Raw genomic sequence first — 4,004 nt, 5'->3', positions numbered from 1 at the left:
CTAAAGTCATTGTAGAAACTAATAAAAAAATCATTTATCTTCTATAAAATTAATTTTGATCTAAAAAATATAGCTGTATCATACTAAATAAAATATTCAATATGATACAGCTTTTATGATTTTTTATTTAATTTCTACTTTGTAATACTTTAGCCAATTATTAATTTGAATTAAATAAGCTATCATTTGTGGACCTGTCATAAGTTGACCATACCAAGGTGTCTTATAAGATTCTCCCTTAGTGTCTACAATACTCTTAACAGTCTTCCTATCAATTAAATCTAGTATAGGTGAAGAATTATCACTTAATATGCTATTCATCTTATTACATACCATGTCAGTGTATATAGGATTATGAGTCTTAGGATATGGACTCTTCTTTCTATATATTATTTCTTCAGGAAGTATTCCTTCTAAAGACTTTCTTAATAATCCCTTTTCTCTTCCATTAAGAAGTTTAATATTATTAGGAATATTAAAAGCATATTCAACTATTTTATAATCAGCAAAAGGCACCCTTACTTCTAAGCTATTTGCCATACTCATTCTATCTTTTCTATTTAATAAATTAAGCATAAACCATCTTAAGTTTAAGTAAAATAACTCTCTCATCCTATATTCTAAAGGACTTTCATTATCTAAGTGAGGGACTTCACTTAAAGTATTTCTATATGCGCTATCTGCTGCTTCTTCTATTTTTAAACTCTTTAGCTCTGGACTTAATATAGCTCTTCTGTCTTTTATAAATCTTGACCATGGGAAGGTGTTACTCCATATCATATCTTCATTAGTAAACCATGGATATCCTGCAAATAATTCATCTGCACATTCTCCTGATAATGATACTACGAAGTCTTTCTTTACTTCCTTACAAAATAGGTATAAAGAAGAATCCACATCTGCCATACCTGGAGAATCTCTACCAATTAAAGCTTCATCTAATGCATTAACTAAATCTTCATGATTTAGAATTACATTTCTATGATTACTACCAATAAACTTACTCATAACTTCAGCATAATACTTATCTGAAGTTGGTTGAAATAAAGATGATTTAAAGTATTTCTCATTGTCCTCATATTCAATAGAAAATGTAGTAAGCTGTTTATTCTTCTTTTTAAATTCTGAAGCTGCAATAGCTGAAATTGCTGATGAATCTAACCCTCCTGACAAGAATGTACATACAGGAACATCTCCAACTAACTGTCTTTTTATAGCATCTATAAGTAACTCTCTTACATGCTCTACAGCCTCTTCTTCACTTTCATTAAATTCCTTAGCTTCAAGTCTCCAATATATCCCTTTTTTTATACCGTCATTATTTAAAACTAAATATTCACCAGGCTTAACCTCTTCAATATTTTTAAAATAAGTTTTTCCTGGGGTTATTGCTGGTCCCAATGCAAATAACTCAGTTAATCCATCCTTATCTACTATAGACTTAACTAATGGGTGATTAAGTAATGCCTTAATTTCTGAACCAAATATTAATGTTTCATTTTTAAAACTATAAAATAAAGGTTTTACTCCCATTGCATCTCTAGCTAAAACTACTTGATTCTTTTCCTTATCATATATAGCAAAAGCAAATATACCGTTAAACTTTTCTATAGCAGCTATTCCCCATCGAATATAGGAAAGCAATAAAACCTCTGTATCTGAATATCCTTCAAACTTAAAGCCATCATTAATTAATTCTTTTCTTAAATCCTCTGTATTATATAATTCTCCATTATATACTAATACATACTCCCTATTATCAATACTCCTTTTCATAGGCTGAATTCCACCCTCAGGATCTACAACTATTAATCTTCTATGACCAAACATAACATTATTAGATACGTAGCTTCCTTCAGAATTAGGCCCTCTTAAACTTAAAGTATCAGTCATTACTTTTAAAGTTCCAAGTTCATCATCTATATTCTTTTTAAAATTAACAAAGCCTGTTATTCCGCACATCTTCATCCTTCTTTCTGAATTTCTATAGTTATATTTATATGTTTTACTTTTCCCAAGAGTGATAAATTTATAATCAAGAGTAAAACTCTATGTTACCTATCATTAATAAAATACGTTAATTACTTTATATACCTATTTATCATTTAGCTTTCAATATAATTCACATACAACAATGTTCTTATGGTAATATTTTCCAATGTAATATATAATTTAATTATCATGTTATAAAAGGAGAAATGATTTTATATGTTAAAAAAATTTGCCTCTGATGCACTTGGCTTAAGTGATATCGGAAAAATTATTAGTCCTAAAGACTATAACAAAGCTGATGCAGATGATTATATTATGCACGAAGATGATGAAAAGATATTTTTCTTGATTAAATCTAGAACAGATGAATATTGCTTTACTAATTTATCACTTATACATGTAGATGGAACTTCTGCAATAAGTAAAAAAAGATTGGTTAAAAGATATGATTATTATAAGCATGACTTTTCAAACATCGCTATTGAAACTGCTGGAACTGTAGATTTAGACTGTGAATTAAAATTCTTTATAGACGAAATATCTTTTTCTATAGATGTTGATAAAAATGAAATTGAACATTTAAAAGATATTTATAAAACATTAATAAAAATAGAACACATCTCTACAAGTAATAATATTATGCTAAATAAATCGCAAGAAACTTTAGAAATGGCCGTTAATGCTTGCGGTAGCCAAAAATTAGAGAATGGTAACTTAAGTGAAATATTTAAGGAAATAAATGAATATTCATTTAATTGGATAGAATCTTCTAGAGAAAAATATATAAAAAAGGATTTTACAGATATCTTTAAAAAATATATAAATAACTAAAAAGGGGCTTTTTACAGCCCCTTTTTAGTTAAATATTAATAATATACTTTTATTTATTTTCTAAAATAAACTTCTCTATTACTTTTGCAACTCCATCATTATCATTACTATCAGTAATATAATTTGCTACAGCCTTAACCTCATCGAAGGCATTCTCCATTGCAACACCTAGTCCTGCATATTCAATCATATGAAGATCATTTCCTGCATCTCCTAAAGTAATGACTTCTTCTCTCTTAACTCCTAAATGCTTAGCTAAAAGTTCTACACCAATTCCTTTATTAGCTTCCTTGTGTAGAAACTCTAAGAAGTGAGGTGAACTTCTTACTACTGTATATTTATCATATAATTCCTTAGGTAATTTTTCTATAGCTTCAGTTAATACATCCTCTTCATCTATCATCATTATCTTTACTATTACTTCATCATCTTTTATAACAGATATGTCCATTTCATTTATATCAATCTTATTAAGATTTGCTTCAAGTTCAGTATAAGTGCTATTTTTCGGAGTTACTAATCCATATTTTTCTGAAAAAGCATGAATATTTACTCCAAGATTATCACTAATACTTCTTAAATAATGAAAATCTTCACCCTTTAATGCAATTTTAGCTATTACATCTTTAGTTGAAGTTTTTTGAACAAAAGCACCATTATAACTTAATACATAGTCCTTATCAGTGTACATATCTAATTCTTCTAAATATCTTGAAACACCTTCAATTGGCCTTCCCGTAGCTAATACAACAGTTACTCCCTTATCTCTAGCATCTTTTATTGCTTTTTTTGTTCTGTCAGATATAGTTTTATCTGATCTTAACAAAGTACCATCCATATCAATAGCAACTAACTTATACATATAATCCTCCATTTGTAAATACGAATTTTCCTTTCAATTATATCACATAAAAGGATAGTATCTAGTTTATTTGCCAAACTCTACATAAGATTTTAGCACACCGTTAAATCCATCTCTTTTTAAAATTTCAAAAATAACCCCAATAACTTCATAACTTGAGGTTATTAAAGTATCTTTTCTAATCTTTAACAAAGTATTTTCAATATCAGATGTAATTATATTTAGGTCAGATTCATTTAGCATACTTTCACTATCTCTAGCTGCATTTTCAATGCTTGTTTTAACTTTTTTAATATTAAACTCTTCTATTCTTCCATCT

Annotated in this window: 4 protein-coding genes; 1 reads left to right on the top strand and 3 read right to left on the bottom strand. The window is 27.9% G+C overall.

Annotation, left to right across the window (positions count from 1 at the left end):
- Positions 1-123: 123 nt before the first annotated feature.
- Positions 124-1,962 (bottom strand): asparagine synthase (glutamine-hydrolyzing), encoded by a 1,839-nt coding sequence (gene asnB / locus E6248_RS14130; RefSeq protein ID WP_316341426.1) that lies wholly within the window; start codon positions 1,960-1,962, stop codon positions 124-126.
- Positions 1,963-2,208: 246 nt separating this feature from the next.
- Between asnB and E6248_RS14125 the strand changes: the two genes are divergently transcribed.
- Entirely contained in the window at positions 2,209-2,823 is a 615-nt protein-coding gene (locus E6248_RS14125) for a PH domain-containing protein (protein ID WP_316341425.1), read from the top strand.
- A gap of 49 nt (positions 2,824-2,872) precedes the next feature.
- Here the strand turns inward: E6248_RS14125 and yidA are convergent, their stop codons facing one another.
- Both yidA and E6248_RS14115 read right to left on the bottom strand, forming a co-directional pair.
- Complete coding sequence (gene yidA, locus E6248_RS14120) at positions 2,873-3,685, bottom strand: sugar-phosphatase (RefSeq protein ID WP_316341424.1); 813 nt, start codon at positions 3,683-3,685, stop codon at positions 2,873-2,875.
- Positions 3,686-3,751: 66 nt separating this feature from the next.
- Positions 3,752-4,004 (bottom strand): ATP cone domain-containing protein (locus E6248_RS14115; RefSeq protein ID WP_316341423.1); only part of this gene is annotated, 253 nt, incomplete at its 5' end.

It is taken from the genome of Clostridium sp. (genome assembly GCF_032552055.1).
Taxonomy (GTDB): Bacteria; Bacillota; Clostridia; order Clostridiales; family Clostridiaceae; genus Clostridium.
Note: the sequence above shows the minus strand (reverse complement) of the source record. Positions and strands in the feature narration are given on the sequence as shown.

What these genes read in the sequence shown, in the direction of transcription:
- asnB (WP_316341426.1), bottom strand. Translation starts at nt 1,962, where the DNA reads ATGTGCGGAATAACAGGCTTTGTTAATTTTAAAAAGAATATAGATGAT.
- E6248_RS14125 (WP_316341425.1), top strand. Translation starts at nt 2,209, where the DNA reads ATGTTAAAAAAATTTGCCTCTGATGCACTTGGCTTAAGTGATATCGGA.
- yidA (WP_316341424.1), bottom strand. Translation starts at nt 3,685, where the DNA reads ATGTATAAGTTAGTTGCTATTGATATGGATGGTACTTTGTTAAGATCA.